The organism is Brevundimonas sp. (genome assembly GCF_046295775.1).
Lineage (GTDB): Bacteria > Pseudomonadota > Alphaproteobacteria > Caulobacterales > Caulobacteraceae > Brevundimonas.
Window position 1 is genome coordinate 56,857 of sequence record NZ_JBKBML010000012.1, and the last position, 20,051, is coordinate 76,907.

18 protein-coding genes are annotated in these 20,051 nt (G+C 66.8%); 6 read left to right on the forward strand and 12 right to left on the reverse strand.

Features of this window, described 5'->3' with window-relative positions:
• Positions 1–56 precede the first annotated feature (56 nt).
• On the reverse strand, positions 57–1,157 hold the full coding sequence (gene recA / locus ACK4I0_RS09050; protein WP_409610130.1) for a recombinase RecA: 1,101 nt from the start codon (positions 1,155–1,157) through the stop codon (positions 57–59).
• Positions 1,158–1,347: 190 nt separating this feature from the next.
• Here recA and ACK4I0_RS09055 point away from each other — a divergent pair, with 190 nt between their 5' ends.
• Positions 1,348–2,895, forward strand: a complete 1,548-nt coding sequence (locus ACK4I0_RS09055; protein WP_409610132.1) for a GNAT family N-acetyltransferase — start codon at positions 1,348–1,350, stop codon at positions 2,893–2,895.
• Here ACK4I0_RS09055 and ACK4I0_RS09060 read toward each other — a convergent pair.
• From ACK4I0_RS09060 to chpT, 4 genes are all read right to left on the reverse strand, one after another.
• A complete protein-coding gene (locus tag ACK4I0_RS09060; protein ID WP_409610134.1) occupies positions 2,892–4,739 on the reverse strand; it encodes a M20/M25/M40 family metallo-hydrolase in 1,848 nt (615 codons plus the stop codon). The genes ACK4I0_RS09055 and ACK4I0_RS09060 overlap by 4 nt on opposite strands.
• A gap of 101 nt (positions 4,740–4,840) precedes the next feature.
• On the reverse strand, positions 4,841–5,653 hold the full coding sequence (locus ACK4I0_RS09065; protein WP_409610136.1) for a CheR family methyltransferase: 813 nt from the start codon (positions 5,651–5,653) through the stop codon (positions 4,841–4,843).
• A complete protein-coding gene (locus tag ACK4I0_RS09070; protein ID WP_409610138.1) occupies positions 5,650–6,021 on the reverse strand; it encodes a PleD family two-component system response regulator in 372 nt (123 codons plus the stop codon). The genes ACK4I0_RS09065 and ACK4I0_RS09070 overlap by 4 nt, the downstream gene beginning before the upstream one ends.
• 73 nt (positions 6,022–6,094) lie before the next feature.
• Complete coding sequence (gene chpT, locus ACK4I0_RS09075) at positions 6,095–6,775, reverse strand: histidine phosphotransferase ChpT (protein WP_409610140.1); 681 nt, start codon at positions 6,773–6,775, stop codon at positions 6,095–6,097.
• A 44-nt stretch (positions 6,776–6,819) separates the two neighbouring features.
• Between chpT and cysQ the strand changes: the two genes are divergently transcribed.
• Entirely contained in the window at positions 6,820–7,620 is an 801-nt protein-coding gene (gene cysQ, locus ACK4I0_RS09080; RefSeq protein ID WP_409610142.1) for a 3'(2'),5'-bisphosphate nucleotidase CysQ, read from the forward strand.
• A 2-nt stretch (positions 7,621–7,622) separates the two neighbouring features.
• On the opposite strand, the gene ACK4I0_RS09085 is transcribed toward cysQ, so the two are convergent.
• The 7 genes from ACK4I0_RS09085 to ACK4I0_RS09115 all read right to left on the reverse strand — a co-directional run bounded on the left by ACK4I0_RS09085 (position 7,623) and on the right by ACK4I0_RS09115 (position 15,291).
• On the reverse strand, positions 7,623–8,864 hold the full coding sequence (locus ACK4I0_RS09085; protein ID WP_409610144.1) for a hypothetical protein: 1,242 nt from the start codon (positions 8,862–8,864) through the stop codon (positions 7,623–7,625).
• A gap of 107 nt (positions 8,865–8,971) precedes the next feature.
• Positions 8,972–9,349 carry a hypothetical protein gene (locus ACK4I0_RS09090; protein WP_409610146.1) on the reverse strand — a complete coding sequence of 126 codons (378 nt, stop codon included), beginning with the start codon at positions 9,347–9,349 and terminating at the stop codon, positions 8,972–8,974.
• Between the two features lie 81 nt (positions 9,350–9,430).
• Positions 9,431–10,924 carry a DUF1570 domain-containing protein gene (locus tag ACK4I0_RS09095; RefSeq protein ID WP_409610148.1) on the reverse strand — a complete coding sequence of 498 codons (1,494 nt, stop codon included), beginning with the start codon at positions 10,922–10,924 and terminating at the stop codon, positions 9,431–9,433.
• 85 nt (positions 10,925–11,009) lie between these two features.
• Positions 11,010–12,656 (reverse strand): peptide chain release factor 3, encoded by a 1,647-nt coding sequence (locus ACK4I0_RS09100; RefSeq protein WP_409610150.1) that lies wholly within the window; start codon positions 12,654–12,656, stop codon positions 11,010–11,012.
• A 57-nt stretch (positions 12,657–12,713) separates the two neighbouring features.
• Positions 12,714–14,267 (reverse strand): hypothetical protein, encoded by a 1,554-nt coding sequence (locus tag ACK4I0_RS09105; protein ID WP_409610152.1) that lies wholly within the window; start codon positions 14,265–14,267, stop codon positions 12,714–12,716.
• A 71-nt stretch (positions 14,268–14,338) separates the two neighbouring features.
• Entirely contained in the window at positions 14,339–14,719 is a 381-nt protein-coding gene (locus ACK4I0_RS09110; protein WP_409610154.1) for a hypothetical protein, read from the reverse strand.
• Between the two features lie 104 nt (positions 14,720–14,823).
• The gene (locus tag ACK4I0_RS09115; RefSeq protein WP_409610156.1) at positions 14,824–15,291 is read right to left on the reverse strand and encodes a hypothetical protein; all 468 of its coding nucleotides are present in this window, start codon (positions 15,289–15,291) and stop codon (positions 14,824–14,826) included.
• 157 nt (positions 15,292–15,448) lie between these two features.
• On the opposite strand from ACK4I0_RS09115, the gene ACK4I0_RS09120 reads away from it, so the two are divergent.
• From ACK4I0_RS09120 to ACK4I0_RS09135, 4 genes are all read left to right on the forward strand, one after another.
• Positions 15,449–16,960 (forward strand): VWA domain-containing protein, encoded by a 1,512-nt coding sequence (locus ACK4I0_RS09120; protein WP_409610158.1) that lies wholly within the window; start codon positions 15,449–15,451, stop codon positions 16,958–16,960.
• A gap of 73 nt (positions 16,961–17,033) precedes the next feature.
• Positions 17,034–18,566, forward strand: a complete 1,533-nt coding sequence (locus ACK4I0_RS09125) for an acyl-CoA carboxylase subunit beta (RefSeq protein ID WP_409610160.1) — start codon at positions 17,034–17,036, stop codon at positions 18,564–18,566.
• Positions 18,567–18,573: 7 nt separating this feature from the next.
• Positions 18,574–19,125 carry a hypothetical protein gene (locus tag ACK4I0_RS09130; protein ID WP_409610162.1) on the forward strand — a complete coding sequence of 184 codons (552 nt, stop codon included), beginning with the start codon at positions 18,574–18,576 and terminating at the stop codon, positions 19,123–19,125.
• Between the two features lie 304 nt (positions 19,126–19,429).
• Positions 19,430–20,044: a glutathione S-transferase family protein gene (locus ACK4I0_RS09135; RefSeq protein WP_409610170.1), complete on the forward strand. Its 615-nt coding sequence runs from the start codon at positions 19,430–19,432 to the stop codon at positions 20,042–20,044.
• Positions 20,045–20,051: the final 7 nt, after the last annotated feature.

The following is a 20,051-nucleotide window of genomic DNA, read 5'->3' on the forward strand; positions in this document are numbered from 1 at the left end:
GCTGGACCCGGCCGGACGAAGGGTTCGGTAATGCAGCCAGACTTGAAGAGGGCGGCTCAGCCCTCCAGGTCCTGACCCTCGTCGGGCTCGGGCGTGCCCAGCAACTCGTCGGCGATCTTGTTGGTCGAGGCGCGCACGGCCTTTTCGATGTCGTTGGCCATGTCCGGGTTGGCCTTGAGGAAGTTGCGCACGTTCTCCCGGCCCTGGCCGATACGGGTCGAGTCGTAGCTGAACCAGCTGCCGGACTTCTCGATCACCCCGGCCTTGACGCCCAGATCGATGATCTCGCCCAGCTTGGAGATGCCTTCGCCATACATGATGTCGAAGATGACCTCGCGGAACGGCGGGGCGACCTTGTTCTTGACCACCTTCACCCGGGTCGTGTTGCCCACCACCTCGTCGCGGTCCTTGATCGCGCCGGTGCGGCGGATGTCCAGACGGACCGAAGCGTAGAACTTCAGCGCATTGCCGCCCGTAGTGGTCTCGGGCGAGCCGTACATCACGCCGATCTTGTGACGGATCTGGTTGATGAACAGCACGATGCATTTCGACTTGGAGATGGAGGCGGTCAGCTTGCGCAGCGCCTGGCTCATCAAACGCGCCTGAAGACCCGGCAGGCTGTCGCCCATCTCGCCTTCGATTTCGGCGCGCGGCGTGAGCGCCGCCACCGAGTCGATCACCACGATGTCCACGGCGCCCGAACGCACCAGGGTGTCGACGATCTCCAGAGCCTGTTCGCCCGTGTCGGGCTGCGAGACCAGAAGGTCGTCCAGATTGACGCCCAGCTTCTGGGCATAGACCGGATCCAGCGCGTGTTCGGCGTCCACGAAGGCGGCGACGCCGCCCTTCTTCTGGACCTCGGCCACGGTGTGCAGCGCCAGCGTCGTCTTACCCGAGCTCTCAGGCCCGAACACCTCGATCACCCGTCCGACCGGCAGGCCGCCGATGCCCAGCGCCATGTCCAAACCCAGCGAGCCGGTCGATACGCTTTCGATCTCGGCCACCACGCCGGCCTTGCCCAGTTTCATCACCGAGCCCTTGCCGAAGGCGCGATCGATCTGCGCGATCGCCGCCTCCAGAGCGCGTTGCTTGTCGCCGTCGTCCTTGCCCACCAGTTTCAAAGCCGCCTGTCCCACTGCCTTACTCTCCCTTGCCATGATTCCCATCTACGCTTGGGAGAGACCCGCCATGGACCCGCTCCCTCTAATCACTGAGCCGACTATGATCATGGTTTGTTCCAGTTGCCAATATGTTCTTTTTGTCCGTGGAGCCCTCTGCGTCCGATTTTGACGTGCGCTCTGCCAAGTTCGGCGTGATCCAACGGCAAAGCTGTGCGTTAGGGGGCGCATGAACAAGAAGAACAGCCCCGCCGTCCTCACCATCCGCAACGCCCGCCTGCCGGACATCGAAGCCATCAGCGCTCTGGTGGCCAAGGTTTACAAGGACATGCCGGCCTATACGCCGGGCATGTTGCGCGGCCAGATATCGTCCTTCCCGGATGGCCAGTTCGTCGTGGAATACGAAGGCGACATCGTCGGCTATGCGGCCGGCTTTCGCATTGACGAGGCGGCCGCCATGGGGCCGCACACCTGGACGCAGATCACGGGCGGCGGCTATGCGGCGCGCCACGATCCGACCGGCGACTGGTTCTATGGCATGGAGGTCTGTGTCGATCCTGACAGACGCCGACTGCGCATCGGCCAGCGCCTGTACGACGCGCGCCGCGATCTGTGCGAGGCGCAGAACCTGAAGGGCATCGTCTTCGGCGGCCGCATGCCGGGTCTGTCGAAGAAGAAGAACCCCTATCCCGAGCCCGAGGCTTATCTGGACGCGGTCACGGCCCGCAAGGCGAACGATCCGGTCATCGGCTTCCACCTGCGTTCAGGCTTCGAGCCGATCGGCGTGCTGAAGAACTATCTGGGTTCGGACAAGGAATCGCGCGGCAACGCGGCGCACATGGTGTGGCGCAACCCGTACTACGCCGAGGTCACCGGCAAGGGCGCGGCCTTCGCCACCAAGGAGACGGTTCGCGTCGCCACCGTCCAGTTGCAGGCCCGCAAGGTCGAGAGCTTCGAGGAGTTCATCTCCAACATCGAATATTTCGTCGATGTGACGTCGGACTATCGCTCGGACTTTGTGGTTTTCCCCGAACTGTTCACGCTTCAGCTGCTGTCTCTTGAATCCAAGAAGCTGACCCCGGCCGAATCGATCGAGGCGCTGACCCGCTACACGCCGCGCTTCACCGAGGCGCTGCGCAAGCTGGCAGTGGAGTACAACATCAACATCATCGGCGGCTCGCACCCCACGCGCACCGACGACGGCGACATACAGAATGTGGCCTATGTCTTCCTGCGCGACGGCTCGGTCCATGCGCAGGAGAAGATCCACCCGACGCCCAACGAACGGCATTGGTGGAACATCAAGGGCGGCGACAAGGTCCACGCCATCCCGACCGACTGCGGGCCCATCGGCGTGCTGATCTGTTACGATTCGGAATTCCCGGAGCTGGCGCGGCGCCTGGTCGACGAGGGCGCGCGGATGCTGTTCGTGCCCTTCTGCACCGACAACCGTCAGGGCTATCTGCGGGTGCGCTATTGCTCGCAGGCCCGAGCGATCGAGAACCAGTGCTACATGGCGCTGTCGGGCAATGTCGGGAACCTGCCCAACGTCGAAAACATGGACATCCAGTATGCGCAGTCCTGCATCCTGACGCCGTGCGATTTCCCGTTCGCGCGCGACGGCGTGGCGGCCGAGGCGTCGGAGAACGTGGAGACGGTGACGGTGGCCGACCTGGACCTGTCGGACCTGGCCTGGGCCAAGTCGCAGGGCACGGTGCGCAACCTGCGCGACCGCCGTTTCGACCTGTACAAGACGGTGTGGACAGACGGCGGCTAAGCCGTCGCGGCGGGCCGCTCTGGTTCGATCACCCGGGCGGCGCCGCTGACGCCCAGCGCCAGGATCAGGCTGATCGCGGCGGCGACGGCCATCGGTCGTGCGAACCTTGCTGACGCCGCTAAGGGTCGCAGGGTCAGCAGCATCAGCAGGGCGATCAGGGCCAGGGCCCCCGGCAGGTCCATGCCTATGCCCAGATAGACGCCATGCCCCAGACCGAGCAGCCAGCCGCCGGTCAGCACCGCGAGAAGCGCGGCCGGGATCAGGGCCGTCCAGCGCATCAGCCGCGGGTCGATCAGAGCCGCTATCACCGCCGCGACGGCGCCTGCCATTGCAGGCCAGATCAGCAGGAAGGCGGCCTCGGGCGCGATGGCCTGCACTGGCGCGGCCAGCAGCAAAACCAGCCAGATCAGCCCCAACCAGCCGCCCCAGGTCGTCGCTTCTTCAAGCGGCCTTAACGACAGGCTGATGGCGAAAACTGCAGCGCCCGCGACGAGCGCGTTGAAGCCACTTAGAACGAGAGCGGGAATGGCCAGGCCGGCCAACACCAGCGCCAGCGCCCATCCGGGCGTACGAGACCGCCCCCCCAGAATAAGCAGCGCCGTCGCCAGCACGGCCAGGGCCGCCCCGGCCTCCATCCACGGCAGGCGGCGAAGCAGGGTGTAATAGGCGTCGGCCGACCCGATCCGGCCCGTCATCGGGCCGGCCAGCACGCGGGCCACGTGGGTGAGCACGATCGCAGACGCGATCAGCCAAACTCCCGAAAGCGCCCCTCGACCGATGTCAGCCAGCGTCAGCCCACCCCCACGTCGCGCCCGCCAGGCCGCGAACCCGGTCAGCCCCGCCGCCAGCGCCCATAGGCCCCAGCCGACTGAGGGCGCGTGGCGAATGAAGACCTTACCGAAGATGTCCGCATAGACCACGTTCGGCGTCGCGGCCGGCAGGGCTGGCGCGCGCGCGTAAAGATCAGCCGCCTCCAGCGCCTGGGAGCCGATGTGCTGAACGCTGCCCTCGTCCAGAGTTTCTGGCGTGGAGACGGGCGAATGATAATGGGATGGCCGGCCGATGAAGGCGAAGTTCAGCCCGCCGATGCCGCGGTCCTTGGACACAGTGAAGTCAGTGCCGTTGGGCATGTTCTCATAGACCACGACCGCCAAGGCGTTCGAGCTGACGCCGCCTGTCGCGCGGGGCGCGGCGCGGGCCAGTAGGGCGACCGTTTCGCCGTTGCCGCGGCCGGTCTCGAACATCATAGCGCGCCCGCCGCCGCCGCGCGCTTCCAGATTGATGACCGCGCCGATGCGATCACGCAGCGGGTGCTCGCTGAAAAACAGCCGTGCGCCGTCCAGGTTCAGCTCCTCGGCGTCGGTGAACAGCACCACGACGTCGCGCGCCGTCTCGCCGCGCCCCCGCAAGGCTCGGACGATCTCGAGAATGGCGGCGACGCCCGTGGTGTCGTCGGCCGCACCCGGAGAGCCTGGCACCGTATCGTAGTGCGCCATCAGCAGAAGGGGCGCGGCTTCGCGGTCACGTCCCGGCAGCACGCCGATCAGATTGGTCACCCCGGCGGATGCGGCCTCGGGCCGGCCGTCGCGCTCCAGCCGTCGCACGGCCGCCGGCGATAGCACGCCGCTCTGGGTCTCGGGCGACAGGCCGAGCTCGTTCATCCGAAGCAGCAGCAGATCGCGCACCCGCGCATGATCGGCGGAGCCGACAGGGTGGGGCTCGCGGGCGATCTCGCGGATGTCGACCATGGCGCGCGCGGCCGAAAACTGGGTCGCGGGCGCATCGGCGGGAAGGGGGCGCGGCGTCTGCAGGCTGACGATCGCCAGCACAAGCGCCAGGAGCATCGCCCCGATCAGAAGTCCCACCCGCGCCATCGCCGCCTCCCCCGAAACAGAGCGCAGTCAGCCCGTCATCGCACCGGGATGCAAGCCGTCATGATGGACGATCAGGCCGCGCGGCTGAACCGCGTGGGCGCCTTTACATACAGCCCCTCGCGACCGACCACGGGGCGGAAGGCCACCGTCTCGCCGTCCGGCCGCTCCCCCAGACCCAGGAACAGGCAGCCGTCGTCCATCAGCCGCGCCTCGATCGCCTCCAGCACCTGGGCTCGGCGCGCGGGCTCCATGTCGCTGAGCACGTAACGGCAGAAGATCACGTCGTAGCGCGTCGTGTCGCCGGGCTCGTCCAGCAGATTGACCCGGTCGAAGGCGATGGAGGCGCGCAGTTCGGCCCGCGCGCGCCACTGATCGTCCTCGGGCCGGAAACCGCGCAGCATAGTCGCCGCCGACAGACCGCGTTGAATTTCGAAGGCAGTGTAAAGGCCGCTGCGGGCCTTTTCGATCGCCCGCTGCGACAGATCGACGGCGGTGATCTCGGCGCTGACCCCGGCGTCGGCGGCGGCCAGGGCGAGAGAATAGGCCTCCTGTCCGGTCGAGCATCCAGCCGACCAGATGCGCACCGGCCGACCACGCGCCTGGCCCAGGGCCGGCAGCATTTCGCGATGCAGGGTGTCATAGGGCTGGCGGTCGCGGCGGAACCAGGTTTCCGCGTTCAGCAGCGCCTCGACCACGGACCAGGCCAGGGCGTCGGCATGACGCTCCCACAGGGCGGCGAGCAGCGCCTCGACGCTGGCGAAACCCTCGCGGCGAGCGATCGGGCCCAGCCTGTGTTCCGCCAAGTGCATTCGGTCGCGGGTTAGCTTCAGCCCGGCGCGGGCCGCCGTCAGGGTCTGAAGCCGATCGAAATCCTCAGGCGTCATGCGACCCCCGCTTCGGCCAGCTTGGAGGTCAGTATCTCGCCGTCGAACGGCTTCATCACATAGTCGTCGGCGCCGGCCTCAAGGGCTTCCTGAATGCGGTCGACCGCCGTCTCGATCGTGCAGAACAGCACCTTGGGCTGGTCGCCGCCCGGCTGGGCGCGGAGGCGACGCAGGAAGGTGATGCCGTCCATGACGGGCATGTTCCAGTCCAGCAGAACCAGCTCGGGCATCATGGCGGCGCAATAGGCCAGCGCCTCGGCGCCGTCCGCGGCCTCGTCGACCTCGAAGCCGAGACCCTCGACGATCCGCCGGGACACCTTTCGGATGATCCGGCTGTCGTCGACGATGAGACAGGTTCTGACGTTCACGCGAGTCACCGGTGCGCGCCCTGGCGGCGCTCCCCTCTAGGATTCCACCCTAGGCGTTAACGAGCGGTTGGAATCAAGGGTTGTCCGGCAGATCGGCCCCGATCGAGACCAGTCCGTCCTCGACCGTGGCGCCCAGGCGACCCCCCGCGTCATGGACCGTGCGCCACAACCAGTAGGGGTGAATCCACTGGCCCTGCAGGCCTTCGCTCAGCGGTTCGCCCTTCAGACCAGCCAGGGCCTCGCCCTTCAGCCGTGCGCGCGCGCCCTCCGCCAGACCGCCCAGGATCAGTAGGCCGTCGGCGCGCTTCAGCGTCACGGTCGCCGCGCCTCCTGTCGGCAGGGCCCCCAGCGTCAGCCAAGCCAGGTTGATCAGCGTGCGCGCCGTGGACTTGTCCACATCCTGATCGTCGATGCGCCAGCGCAGTTCCGCGCGGCCGCCATCGTTCAGCCCCGCGACAAGGTCGCGCAGCTCGTCGGTGCGGAAGCTCTCGCTGGTCGTCGAGGCCCCGAAAGCAACCCGCGCAAAATGCACCAAGGCCACCATCTTGCGCGAGGATTGCGCAATCAGGGCCAGCGCGTCGTCGCGCATGTCGGCCGCCGAAGGGTCGTCCAGCAGGTCCAGCCCCGAGGCGATCGCGCCCGCCGGGCTGATGAAGTCATGGCACAGCTTGCCGGCGACCAGCGCCGCCAGATCGACGCCGTCGGGCAGGGCGGAACGAGGGGCGGCGGGCGAGATTTCAGGCGTGTCGAGCATGCGCCGGACCGTGCCCTGATTTGCCGTTTCGGGGAACCGGGCGAATGGGCTATCCAGCCTTCATGAGCCGTTCGCTGTCACAGGATCTCGCCTCGGGCGAACTCGCCGAAACCCTCGCGGAGATCGCGGAAGCCGCGGCCGAGGTCATCCTGCCCTATTGGCGCAGCGGCGTGGCGGCCGAGACGAAAGCCGACGACAGCCCCGTCACCCAGGCCGACCGCGAGGCCGAGGCGCTGATCCTGGCGCGCCTGCGTGAACTGTGGCCGGCGGTGCCCGCCGTCGCCGAAGAGGACTGCGAGGCCAACGGCCCCCCGCAGGCGGGTCCGCTGTTCTGGCTGATCGATCCGCTGGACGGCACCAAGGGGTTCGTGCAGGGCCGCGAGAGCTTCACCGTGAACATCGCCCTGATCGTTGACGGCGCGCCCGTCGCAGGGGTCGTCAGCGCGCCCGCGACGCGCATCACCTGGCGATCGGCGGCGCCGGGCGGCGGGGCGTTTCGACGGGCCTATGGCGAGGCCTGGCGGTCTATCCGCGTGCGAGCCCGCCCCGACGAGGGCGTCGCCCTGTTAAGCCACAGCCTGACCGACGACGAGGCGACCCGGCTGGCGGCCCGCCACGGCTGCCGCCGCTGGCAGGGCATGGATTCCTCGCTGAAGTTCTGTCTGCTGGCGGAAGGCCGGTTCGATGTCTATCCGCGCCTCGGCCCCACATCGGAATGGGACACGGCGGCAGGCCAGGCGGTGCTGGAGGCGGCCGGAGGCCGCGTGATGGTCGAGGACGGCCAGCCCCTGCGTTATGGCAAACCCGGCTGGCTGAACGGCGGCTTCGTGGCCATGGGCGGCTGAGCCTAGACCTTCGCCGGCTCGGTCATCAGCCGTTCGGCGCGCCAGGCCAGCAAAGGCGCCGCCTCTTCTCGCGCACAGGCGGCCGCCTCGGTCAGGATCAGGCCCAGCGCGTGCGGTTCGGCTCCCGTCAGGCGCCGGCGCGCCAGGGCGATTTCGGCCAGGGCGATCTGGGTTCCGGCCCAGTCCAGGGCGTGCGGCCCCGCGCGAAGACGCTTGACCAGACCGGCTTCCAACGCGTCCAGTCCCGCCAGATCGCCGCCAGCCTCGGCCAGGCGGGCCTCTTCGCGACGCTTGGCCAGGGCCGCCAGAGCACCCACGACCAGTCCCCGGTCGGCCGTGAGCGCTTCAGCTCGCGCCAGGTCCATCAAGGAGGCCGTTCCCGCCTCGGCCTTGACCACCTGAATGGCTGACCAGTCCAGAGGACTGTGATCGGCGGTGAACTGAACGGCGGCGGATTCGAACAGCGCCTCGGCCTGATCGGCTGCGCGCGGATCATCCGCCAGTCGGGCGAGGGCCGTCATGCCCGCCGCGCATAAGGCCAAGGCCCGAGCCCGCGTCAGGGGCCGATAGTCCGGAGACGCCGCCTCGACGAGCTCGCGCAGATCACGACCTGCCGTGTCCAGCAAAGCAGGGTCGCGGGCCTCTATGCCGACCTCCAGCGCCAGGGCGGCTCGATCCAGCCTCAGCGCCTCTTCTTCCAGACCGCGTCTGGCGCCCAGGGCGGCGACGGCTGCGTCGAGCGCCGAAAGGGCGGCACGCCTCATCTCGGACGACCCTTCCAGACGGGCTTGGCGCGCCGCCGCCTGAGCGCGAACGGCGGCCAATGCCTGAGCCGTGTCGATCTTGCGCGGCTTCTCGATGCGGCTGAGCGCGCCCACCGCTTCGGCCAGTGCGCCGACGCCGCCGCAGAGGTCGAAGCGCAACAGTTCGGTTTTCGCCGCCTCTATCAGGGCGCGCGCCGCATCATCGGGCGTTCGTGCATTCTTTTCCGCCCAGGCCGTGGACTTCACCGCCTGATCCAGGCTTCGGATGTGACCGGATCGGCGGGCGTGCTCCCGCCACATGCGCGCCGCCCGCAGCTCTGCATTCAGAGGATGGGCGCACGAAACGCGGCCGGCGTCGGTGGATTGCTGACGCGCCTCCGCCTCGAGCAGATCGACGCTGATCAGCTCCAGCCACGCCAGATCGTCGCTCTCGCGCGCCTGGGTGAACAGCTTTCGCAGATCACGACCGAACTCGAACATCAGCGTGGCGGCCCTCTCGTCGTCCCGGGGTGACGCACCGTGCGCCCGTCCGGCTCAATCAAGCAAACGCGGCGCCGCTCTCCCGGTTCGGCTTGGCCATAAGCGATTCAGCCCAGCGCCGGGGTGCGGGTCAGACAGCGCGACAGTTCGCGCCTCGCCTCGGACGATTCGTCGCGCAATTGATCCAGGGCTTCCAACCGCGACCGGGTCTGGGCGGCTTCCGCCGCCTCTGCGGTTCTGCCCCCGGCCTGAGACGCCTGCATCGCCGTCAGAGACCAGTACAGGCCCGCGTCGTAAAGCCGCTTGGCATCACCCGCGTCGCGCGCGCCGTCGGTGTCGCCATCCAGTTCGGACGCGGCCTGCGTCAGGCCCGCGCAGCGCACGGCCTCGCTCCAGGACGGGCGCTCGATCGTCACGGCCGGCCGCGCCGGCGAAGCCTGAGGCTCCAGCACGCCCAGAGCGAGGACCAGCAGGGTGAGCGACATCAAATCTTCTCCGCGACGCCCCCCGGCGTCGAAGCCATCACATCACGCCCTAAGGGCCGAAGGAAGGCCGGGCAAAGGAACTCAATCTTGCGCAGCCGTTGTCTGTTTGCGTTCCTGGAGCCTCGCGATGAGTTCGCGCGCTCGCGCTGCACTCGAAGAGCCATGCGGGTCGTTGACGATCGGCGTCAGCAGAAACAGGGCCTCGTCCAGCCTGTCGGCCTCAAGCATCGCAAGCGCTGCATCCCCCCGGATGGACATCACCTGAGGCGCGTAACTTACGGCGGTGGTCCAAAGCTCCAGATCATTGGCGGTCGGGTAGCTGGGGGCCGTGCGACGTTGCCGCGCAAGAGCGGCGTATACCCGATAATCCGTCGGGTCGGCTTCCATGGCGCGAACCAGATAGCCCTGCGACTGTCGACGCAGAGTAAGCGCCTGGGCTTCGTCCGGCGCATCGTCGGCGCGCTGATCGTAGATGCGGCCGACGAGAAGCAGGGCTTCCACATTCTGGGGCTCTAGCTCGATGGCGCGGCTGGCGGCTGCAAGCGCCCGGCCTTCGTCGCCCCAAGCAAGCTCCGCCTGGCCGAGGGCCGTCAGCGCCAGCGGGTCGTCGGCATGGCGATCTGCGGCCTCGCGCAAAATAATGGGCAGCAGGCCTTCGGATGACTCGCCGGTCGACGGCGTGCGCAGTCTCAACCAGGGCAGCAGCACGTCGTCCGCCGCTGGAGACAGACGACTGACGGTCACCGTCGGAGAAAGCGGCGGCATCTCGAGCTGCGCATAGTAGATGCGCCCGCGCAGATAGCTCCGCAGAGCGTCGGCAAGCTGATCCGGGCTTTGGCCGAAGGTGGTCTGCCAGGTCTCGACCGCGTCCTGGCCCGCGTTGACACCGTTTAGATAGGCCGTGAGTCGCTGAAGGCGCGAGCTGTCGGCGGCCAGCCAGTGGGTCAACAGCCAGGACTGGGCGTAATAAAGCCGGCGCGTTTCTCGATCTTGAACGTCAAAGGAGCCACGTGCCCGCAGCAATGCGTCCATCGGCATCCAGCGTCCCTGCTGCAACGTCGCCACGCGGCCGGGCTGGGGCATGCCGAAAGTCGCCGCGCCTCTGTCCGACACGGTCGCTGTGGCGAAATATTCGGCGAACCCCTCGTTCAGCCACCCCGGATAACGGCCTGCGCCCGCCTTCGCCATGAAGTGGTGGCTGTACTCATGCTGCAGCAGGTCGTTGCCACGTCCGCGAACCAGCACCGCCAGAGTATCGACTTCGCTGGTCCAGTAGTAGCCGTCGATTCCCTCCGGCAGGGACGGGCGGGCGACGCGCAGCTGCCGACCGTCCGTCACCAGATAGACCGGCAGCTTGCGGGCCTCGATGCTTGCCGAGCCGCCAAGCCGCGCTTCCAGCAGGGCATGAAACCGCTCCAACGCGACCGCATACTCGCGCAGCTGACGCTCGCCGCCATTGCTGTAGACGATGAAGTGGTCCGTCTCGGCCTTGCGCCAGTCCGCCCAGGCCGGCGCCGCCAGACCACTTGTCAGGAGGAGGACGAGCAGAAGGGCCAGGCGGCGAACTCGGGTCATGGATTCACTCCTTCGCGCGCAGGTTGCTTGCGAGAGGGCCGATTGTCGAGCCTGGCGACACTGGGTCTCCCCGACGAAGAGAGGATCAGCCCCGTTCGCGGGTCTTGGTGAAGGCGATCTTGGGGAAGCGCTCGCCGACGTAGCCGGTCTCCCAGCTCGATTTGGCCAGGAAGACAGGGTTCTGATCGATGTCGACGGCCATCTGGGGACGGTACTTGCCGGCGAAGTCGTCCAGATCGGCCTTGTCGCCGGCGACCCAGCGGGCCTCGGCCCAGGGGCTGGGTTCGAAGACGACGTCCAGCCCATATTCCTCGCCCAGGCGGTCGGCCATGACCTCGAACTGCAGCTGGCCAACGGCGCCGACGATGAAGTCCGAGCCCATTTCCGGGCGGAACAGCTGGGTCACGCCTTCCTCGGCCAAGCCTTCCAGCGCCTTCTTCAGGTGCTTGGCCTTCAGCGGATCCTTGACCCGAACGCGCTGCAGGATTTCCGGCGCAAAGTTGGGCAAGCCGGCGAAGCGGATCAGGCCGCTTTCCGACAGGCTGTCGCCGACGCGCAGCACGCCGTGGTTGGGAATGCCGATGACGTCGCCGGCGTAAGCCTCCTCGGCGAGCTCACGGTCCGAAGCGAAGAACATGATGGGCGCGTTCACCGACAGCTGCTTGCCGGTGTTCTGGACCTTCAGCTTCATGCCGCGCTTGAAGCTGCCGGACGCCATGCGGAACATGGCGATGCGGTCGCGGTGGTTGGGGTCCATGTTGGCCTGGACCTTGAAGACGAAGCCGGTGACTTCAGGCTGGCCCGGCTCGATGGTCAGCACCTGGGGCTCGGGCGCGTTGCGGGTCTCGGGCGGAGCTTCCTTGCGCGCCGGCATGACCTTGGGCGGCGGCGCCCATTCGCCGATCGCGGCCAGTAGCTCCTCGATGCCGAAGTGGCGCAGGGCCGAGCCCCACAGAACCGGCGTCATGTGGCCTTCCAGGAAGGCTTGGCGATCGAACGGCTTGTAGCCGCCCTCGACCAGCTCAAGCGCGTCGGTCAGATCGGCCTGTTCAGAGCCTTCGAAATATTGCGCGGCGTCGGCCAGGGGCAGGGCGGGGGGATGGTCGGGGTCCTCGTCGGCCCCGGCGGCCTTGCGGGCGTAGGGCTGGAACCGGCCGGTGCCGATCTCGACCATGCCGCGCAGGCGGTTGCCGCTCTCGGCCGGCCACCAGATGGGCGACGGATCCAGTTGCAGGCGGCTGGCGATCTCGTCCAGCAGGGCCATCGGGTCCTGGGCCTCGCGGTCCAGCTTGTTGATGAAGGTGATGATCGGAATGTCGCGCAGGCGGCAGACCTCGAACAGCTTCAGCGTCTGCGGCTCGATGCCCTTGGCGGCGTCCAGCACCATGATGGCGCAGTCGGCGGCGGTCAGGGTGCGATAGGTGTCTTCCGAGAAGTCCTCGTGCCCCGGCGTGTCCAGCAGGTTGAACATCTTGGCCGCGCCGTCGGCGGTGGTGTGTTCGAACGTCATGACCGAGGCGGTGACGGAGATGCCGCGCTCCTTCTCGATCTTCATCCAGTCCGAGCGTGCCCGCCGGTTCTCGCCGCGCGCCCGCACCGCACCGGCCGCGCGAATGGCCCCGCCGGCCAGCAGGATGTGCTCGGTCAGCGTGGTCTTGCCGGCGTCAGGGTGGGCGATGATGGCGAAGGTTCTGCGGCGCAGAGCCTCTTCGGCGAGCGTGCGTTTGGACATGGCGCGCCGTTACCGCGTCGCGCCCGATAAGTCACCAGAAGACCGGGAGCCGGCGGGCTATGGAATGGCCGGTGCTTCGACCTCGGTGTCTTCTTCCTGACGTCGTTCGGCGGCGGAGGCCTCTTCTGCGGCCTCTGCTTCCTGGTCGGTCACGCCGCGAGCGCGATTGATCATGCTGCGAGCGACCTCGGCCGCTGCGCCGCCATGGGGCGCGTTGGCCAGCGAGCCGAGCAGTGTCACCGCGTGCTCATTGCGGCCGGCGCGGATCAAGGCTGACGCCAGGTTCAGCCGCGTCTCCGCCAACTGAGGGGCGAGCGCGTAGGCGACCTCCATCGTCGTCAGATCGTTCTCGTTCGGCCATCCGTCCCCGCCGAGGCGCAGGTCTGTCAGCAAGAGCATAGTGTTGTAGTTCAGGTCATCGATCGCATACGCGCGCGCCAGCAGCCGCCGAGCGGACGCAATCTCGACATCGGCCGCCTCCTGATCCTCCATTTCCCGCGCAGTGGCGAGATGATCGCCGGCTAGAAACTGCAGCGCCTCGACATGATTGGGATCGATCGCCAACAGGCGCTGCAGAGCGACGCGACCCGCCCCCTTGTCGCCGAAGTGCAGTTCACCATGACCGAGCACCAGCAGCGCCATCGGGTCGTCGCCGTGTCGTGCGGCCACCCGTCTGGCCTCTGCGGCCACCGCCGGCCGCATGTCTTCCGGCACGCCGATCTTGAGGCGCTGGTTCAGCAATAGGAGGTCGCCGGCGGAGCGCGGCAGGCGTGTCACCGCGACCTCGGCGGGAGGGAAGCTATGGCTGAAACCCAATCTAGGCAGGCTGCGATAGGTTCTCAGGGTTCGCTGAAGCTGAGCCAGCGACATGCCGGTCGCTCGCTCCATGGCCTCGACGGAATCGCCGCCGGCTCCAACGTCTCGCAGATAGGCGTCCAGCATCGGCTGTCGATCTGCGTCGGCCATGAACCAGTGAGCCAGAAGCCAGGCCTGCGGATAGAACATCTGTGCGTTCCGAACCGCCCTGTTGTTAGGGCTGGACGACAGCAGGTCTGACAGGGACATCCAGGAACCATTCACGATCCAGCTGGCGCGGTTGGCGTTGTAATTCCCCAGCTCGATGCGGCTCCCGTCGATCTTGGTGGTCATGTAGTATTCGGCGAAGCCCTCCACGAACCACGCGGGATACGGGAAGGGAAAGTTCTGCATCATGAAATGATGCGCATACTCGTGAAGCAGGGTCTGTTCGCCGAGATCGTGGTTCCGCTCCACCAGAGCGACGGCGAAGATGTCTTCATTGCTGGCCGTATAGAAGCCCGCGACGCCATCGCCGACGGTCGGGTGGATGCGTTTCAATGCGCTCCGGCTGCGCACGAGATAGATGGGCAGCTTGCGATAGGGGGCTTCTTCGACAGACAGGCCCATCCGCGCCCTCAGCAGGCGATCAAAGACCTCCAGCTTCTGCACGAATTCCGTAAGCGGACGTTCGCCTCCGTCACTGTAGACGATGAAGCGTTCGCTCTCGGCCTTCAGCCATTGAGCCTGGGCCGGCGTCGCCGCCAGGCAGAGCCAAGTGAAAGCAACTACCAGAAATGTACGTGAAAGCAGCATCTCGCCCCGCCCCAAACCCTAGGATGAGTTAGCGGGGCTTGGTGGGGCGATACAAGCTCGATCTTGACGTTTTAGGCCGCCAGCCGGTTCCAGACCACCTTGTCGGCGGCGACGGCGTTGAGCTTGCCGGTCGAGGCCCGGCGATGAAGCTGGTCCATGACCATGGCGGGCAGGGCGCAGAAGCGCGGCTCGACCAGTTCGGGCGCACAGCCGGCCTGCGGCGCCGCGAACAGGGCGGCGTTCACGTGCGGACTGCGGTCGGCGATCAGCCAGGCCAGGCGGCGCGCGCGCTGGGGGTCGTTGCGGTGAATCAGGGGATCTTCGGCGAACAGCTCGCAGCCAAGCTCCAGCACATAGTCCAGGCCCAGCGTCTCGAAACGGCGCGCGTCGGCAGGCGTGACTGGGCAGGCCGCGTCCAGGTCGAACACCACGTCGTTGAGAAGAAACAGCATGCGCCGGCTCCGTTGCGGCGAGAGTTCTTCCCGCCTGGAAGCCTGTTCTACCGCTGCCCGCTTGCGGTCCCGTTCACGAACGCGGTTAAGCCTTTATGTCCGGCTCAGGCGACGGGCTCGGCGGGCTGCCGACGGTCGGCGGCCGTGCCCGTGCGCGCACCCGAGCGGCGGTCGCCGTCACGACGCTCTTCGGGTTGACGACGGTCCACCTGGCGCATGCCGCCATTGTGCATCATCAGCTCCAAGCGGATTTCGATCAGCCGCTGTTCGAGGCTGCCCAGCATCAGGGTGAAGGCCGACAGGACGGCCAGCGTGCCGAGGAAGATCAGGGCCCCGACCGGCGGCTGGTCCATCAGCAGCTGCGTGCCGACGAAGGCGAGGGCGAAGACCGCGCTGGTCCCCATCGTCAGGAAGGCGCCGATGACCTTCATCAGCGAGCGGCGCGGCGCCTCCTTGTTGATGCGGCCGCCGTTGCGGCGATCCTTCAGCCTGCGGCGCATGAAACCGCGTCGTTCGCTGGTCCGCTCGGCGTTTTCGACCGCGCGCGCCACCTGCATAGCTTCCAGAGCCATCGCCCCGTCTCCTTGAAGAGCCCTGAAGGATAATGCCGCGCCTTTGCATACCGTCGGTTAACGCGGTGCGGCTAAGCTCGCGCGCCTAGGGGTTCAGTATCTTGGCATCGCCATTTCCGGCGCCGTCTCCCTGGGCGGCCGCCAAAGGACACTTGGCATGAAGACCGATCAACGGCGCCGGGGGGCGCTTTCCAGACTGGCCAAACGGCTGCGCGGAGACGCGCGCGGCAACGTCGCCATGATCTTCGCCCTGGGTCTGCCGGCCCTGCTGATGCTGACGGGCATGGGCGTGGACATGTATCGCGCCGACGTGGCGCGCAACACCAGTCAGCAGGCGGTCGACGCCGCCGCCCTGGCCGCCGCCGCTTCGCGGGAGCGCACCCAGGCGGGACTGGCGCGCGTCGCGGACGACTACATGAAGGGCAACATCGACGTCCGCTATCTGGACGGCGAGCCGGCGCCCGAGACCCGCTTCATCGACGACATCGAAGTCGAGGTGACGATGCGCGGCAAGGTCAAGACCATGTTCATGGGCATGATCGGCGTGTCCGAAATGCCGGTGAACGTCACCGCCACCGCCATCCGGGGCGCGGCCGAGGAGGTCGAACTGGCCCTGGTGCTCGACAACACCTGGTCGATGAGCGTCAGCGACGGGCGCGGGGTCACGCGGATCAACGCCCTGAAGTCGGCCTCGACCACACTGGTCAATGAGCTGATGCAGCGTGACGGCGCGCGGGTGAAGATCGGCATCGTGCCCTATGCGGATTACGTGAACGTCGGCGTGGGCAATCGCAATCAGCCCTGGGTTTCGGTGGGGGCGGACTATTCCACCACCAGCACCCCGTCGCCGCGGGTCTGCGAGACGCGGACCACCAAAAACGTTTGCACGGGCGGTGTTCAGGGGACTTGCACGCGCTATCGCGACGGCGTGCCGGAAAACTACACCTGCTGGACCACGCCGCAGACCTGTTCGGTTCAGGACGTGCCCCCTTACGAACACTGCACCGGCGGCGGCAACCCGACGACGACCTGGTATCGCTTCTACGGCTGTGTGGTGTCGCGCAAACAGGGTCAGCTGCGTCTGAACGACAGCCAGCCGAACACGCCCTACGAGGGCATGCTCCAGACCAGCCAGACCTGCCTGAATCCCATCCTGCCCCTGACCAATCAGAAGGCCAGCGTGCTCAGCGCGGTGCAGAACCTGATCATCAACCGAGGCGGCTATCAGCCCGAGACGCACATTCCCTCGGGTCTGATCTGGGGCGTGAACCTGCTGTCGCCGACCCAGCCCTTCACCGAGGGCGGCGCCTATCACGTCGCCAATCGGGATCCACGCAAGATCCTGGTGCTGATGACCGACGGGGCCAATACGCTTCGGTTCAACCCCGGCGACGGCAAGCATCTGACGTTCAACGGCAACGCCACCAACCAGGCGAACCAGCTGAACTCGACCAACAGCGACGTGGATTCGATCTGCGCCTACGCCAAGGAGCACAAGATCGAGGTCTACACCGTCGCCCTGGCGGTCGATTCCTCAACAGCGCGCCAGATGCTGGAACGCTGCGCCTCCAGCGCCAGCCACTATTTCAACGCGTCGGACTCCGCCGCCCTGGCCGACGCCTTCCAGGAGATCGCGGCCTCGATCAACAAGGTGCGGCTGATCAACTGACGCTGTCCGACCGGGCAGGGGGCGGTTGACGCCCCGCCTTCGGCCCCGCATTGACCGGGGTCGGAGGTATCCCATGCAGCACATCCTCGAAGAGCTTGAAAAGCGTCGCGAGCAGGCCCGTCAGGGCGGCGGCGAAAAGCGCATCGCGTCCCAGCACGCCAAGGGCAAGCTGACCGCGCGCGAGCGCATCGAGGTGCTGCTGGACGAGGGCAGCTTCGAAGAGACCGACATGTTCGTGGAGCACCGCTCCCACGACTTCGGCATGCAGGATCAGCGCATCCCAGGCGACGGCGTGGTGACCGGACGCGGCACGATCGGCGGGCGGCTGGTCTATGTCTTCTCCAAGGATTTCACTGTCTTCGGCGGTTCTCTGTCGGGCGCGCACGCGGCCAAGATCGTCAAGATCCAGAAGATGGCCCTGACCAACGGCGCGCCGATCATCGGCCTGTTCGACGCCGGCGGCGCGCGCATCCAGGAGGGCGTCGAGAGCCTGGCCGGCTACGCCGACATCTTCCTGCAGAACACCTTGGCGTCGGGGGTCATTCCCCAGATCAGCGTCATCATGGGGCCGTGCGCGGGCGGCGACGTCTATTCGCCGGCCATCACCGACTTCATCTTCATGGTGAAGGACACGAGCTACATGTACGTGACCGGCCCCGACGTGGTGAAGACGGTCACCAACGAGGTCGTCAGCCACGAGGACCTGGGCGGCGCGCGCGTGCACGCCGGCAAGTCGGGCGTGGCCGACGGCGCGTTCGAGAACGACCTGGAGGCCTTGTCCGAGGTCCGCCGCCTGATCGGCTTCCTGCCGCTGTCGAACCGCGAGAAGCCGCCGGTCCGCGACAGCTATGACGAGCCCGAGCGCGACGAGGCCAGCCTGGACACCCTGGTCCCGGCCAACCCCAACCAGCCCTATGACATGAAGGAGCTGATCCTCAAGACGGTCGACGAGGCCGACTTCTTCGAGATTGGCGCCGACTTCGCCAAGAACATCGTCTGCGGGTTCGGCCGGCTGGACGGCCAGCCGGTGGGCATCGTGGCCAACCAGCCTCAGGTCCTGGCCGGGGTGCTGGACATCGACTCCAGCCGCAAGGCCGCGCGCTTCGTGCGCTTCTGCGACGCCTTCGACATCCCGCTGGTGACCTTCGTCGATGTGCCGGGCTTCATGCCGGGCACTAAGCAGGAGTACGGCGCCCTGATCAAACACGGCGCCAAGCTGCTGTTCGCCTATGCCGAGGCGACCGTGCCCAAGCTGACCGTCATCACGCGCAAGGCCTATGGCGGCGCCTATGACGTCATGAGCTCCAAACACCTGCGCGGCGACGTCAACTACGCCTGGCCCTCGGCCGAGATCGCCGTCATGGGGGCCAAGGGCGCGGTCGAAATCATCTTCCGCAAAGAGGCCGGCGACCCTGACGCGCTGGCCGCCCGCGAGGCCGAATACAAGGCCCGCTTCGCCAACCCCTTCGTCGCGGCCGGCCTGGGCTATATCGACGACGTCATCATGCCGCACGGCACGCGGCGTCGCCTGATCCGGGCGCTACGGACGCTGAAGGGGAAGGTTCAGGAGAACCCGTGGAAGAAGCACGATAATATTCCGTTGTGAGGCTTCGGTGGACGATTTCGTTCGTCATATCTATCTGACCGAGCTTTTGCGCCAAGCGGAGAGTGTCATTGCATCGGTAGTTAAACTGAATGGCTTTCTGTCATCGGAAGGTCTGGCGTCTGGAGAGCGGGTCGACGGGATACTCCGCTCACTGGATGAACTGCTAAGTGACGCCGCGCGTATGCGCCTGATGCTCTGGCCCCCACGCAGATCCGCCGAACAGCGAGGAGCTGCCTTGAGGGCGTGTCTGAACATTTTGGACGGACATCCGCTCCAGAACGCGTCCCTTCGTCATCATCTAGAGCATTTCGACGAGCGTCTTGATGCGTGGGCGAACGAGTCGCGAAACAAAATCTACGTTGATCGTACTGTCGGCCCTCGCCACACGATTAGTGGCGTCAATCCGAGAGATGTAATCAGACACTTTGTGCCTGCTGAGGGAATTTATATTTTCCGCGGGGAAGAGTTTGATATTCAGGCATTGGTTACAGGTGTGGATGAGCTGCTGCCGGTAATACGTCGGCGTGTGGAAGAGCTCACGCCTTACGGCTTCACCTGACAAACCGTGTCTTCCTCGGCCTATGTTTGCCGATAGCCTTCGTGAAGATGACGCTGGCTGCGCTTGATCAAGCCGGTATGCCGGTTGATCCCGGGTCGTCACAATGACCCCACCTGGTCTTCGTCATGGAGCGGGTGGATCGAGCCGAGTTAGCCTGGGCTTTTCTGCAATCGGTTGCCCAGCAAGCGCGTCGCCCGGCTTGATGCAGCCCGAGCTCGCGGGGCTGCTAGGAAAGCGGGTCACGCCGCATCTGAGGTGAAGCCATGATCACCCTCCACGCCTTCGCCTCCATGTTTCCGGCGGGATCGGGGAGACCAAGGACATGCGCATCCAGTGGGCGCTGGAGGAGATGGGCCTGCCGTATCGGGTGCGGGGCTGGGACTACAGCGGCGGCGAGTGCGACACCTCCGCCTTCGCGGCGATCAGCCCCTTCGGCCAGATTCCGGTGATCGAGCATGACGGGCTGGTTGTGATCGAGACGGCGGCCATCCTGATCCATCTGGCCGAGACCTCGGGCGGTCTGACCCCCGCCGATCCCGACGGGCGCGAGCACGTCCGCCAGTGGTGCGTCGCCGCCATGGCCACGGTCTCGCCCGCGATCGGCGGCGTGGCCATGTTCGACGCGGGCCTGACCGGCGGGGACCGCGCCGCCCGCGACTTCTGGCTCGGGCTCGCCCGTCGCTGGTTCGGCGGGCTGGAGCGGTGGCTGGAGGGGCGCGAGTGGATCGCCGCCAAGGCCTTCACCGTCGCCGACATCGCCCTGGCCGGCGTGCTGCGCGAGGCGCGCGACATGGAGCTGATGGACGAACATCGCGCCGTGCGCGCCTATATGGACCGCGCCCTGGCCCGCCCGGCCTGGCGCCGCACCCGCGAACTGACCGCCGAGCGGATGAGCGTGGACCTGAGCGCGATCGCCTGAGAAGACT

Coding starts and splice junctions, on each gene's coding strand:
- ACK4I0_RS09095 (WP_409610148.1), bottom strand. CDS start 10,924: ATGACCCGAGTTCGCCGCCTGGCCCTTCTGCTCGTCCTCCTCCTGACA.
- ACK4I0_RS09100 (WP_409610150.1), bottom strand. CDS start 12,656: ATGTCCAAACGCACGCTCGCCGAAGAGGCTCTGCGCCGCAGAACCTTC.
- cysQ (WP_409610142.1), top strand. CDS start 6,820: ATGGGCTATCCAGCCTTCATGAGCCGTTCGCTGTCACAGGATCTCGCC.
- ACK4I0_RS09085 (WP_409610144.1), bottom strand. CDS start 8,864: ATGTTCGAGTTCGGTCGTGATCTGCGAAAGCTGTTCACCCAGGCGCGC.
- ACK4I0_RS09090 (WP_409610146.1), bottom strand. CDS start 9,349: ATGTCGCTCACCCTGCTGGTCCTCGCTCTGGGCGTGCTGGAGCCTCAG.
- ACK4I0_RS09120 (WP_409610158.1), top strand. CDS start 15,449: ATGAAGACCGATCAACGGCGCCGGGGGGCGCTTTCCAGACTGGCCAAA.
- ACK4I0_RS09065 (WP_409610136.1), bottom strand. CDS start 5,653: ATGACGCCTGAGGATTTCGATCGGCTTCAGACCCTGACGGCGGCCCGC.
- ACK4I0_RS09110 (WP_409610154.1), bottom strand. CDS start 14,719: ATGCTGTTTCTTCTCAACGACGTGGTGTTCGACCTGGACGCGGCCTGC.
- ACK4I0_RS09125 (WP_409610160.1), top strand. CDS start 17,034: ATGCAGCACATCCTCGAAGAGCTTGAAAAGCGTCGCGAGCAGGCCCGT.
- ACK4I0_RS09115 (WP_409610156.1), bottom strand. CDS start 15,291: ATGGCTCTGGAAGCTATGCAGGTGGCGCGCGCGGTCGAAAACGCCGAG.
- ACK4I0_RS09105 (WP_409610152.1), bottom strand. CDS start 14,267: ATGCTGCTTTCACGTACATTTCTGGTAGTTGCTTTCACTTGGCTCTGC.
- ACK4I0_RS09055 (WP_409610132.1), top strand. CDS start 1,348: ATGAACAAGAAGAACAGCCCCGCCGTCCTCACCATCCGCAACGCCCGC.
- chpT (WP_409610140.1), bottom strand. CDS start 6,775: ATGCTCGACACGCCTGAAATCTCGCCCGCCGCCCCTCGTTCCGCCCTG.
- recA (WP_409610130.1), bottom strand. CDS start 1,157: ATGGCAAGGGAGAGTAAGGCAGTGGGACAGGCGGCTTTGAAACTGGTG.
- ACK4I0_RS09060 (WP_409610134.1), bottom strand. CDS start 4,739: ATGCTCCTGGCGCTTGTGCTGGCGATCGTCAGCCTGCAGACGCCGCGC.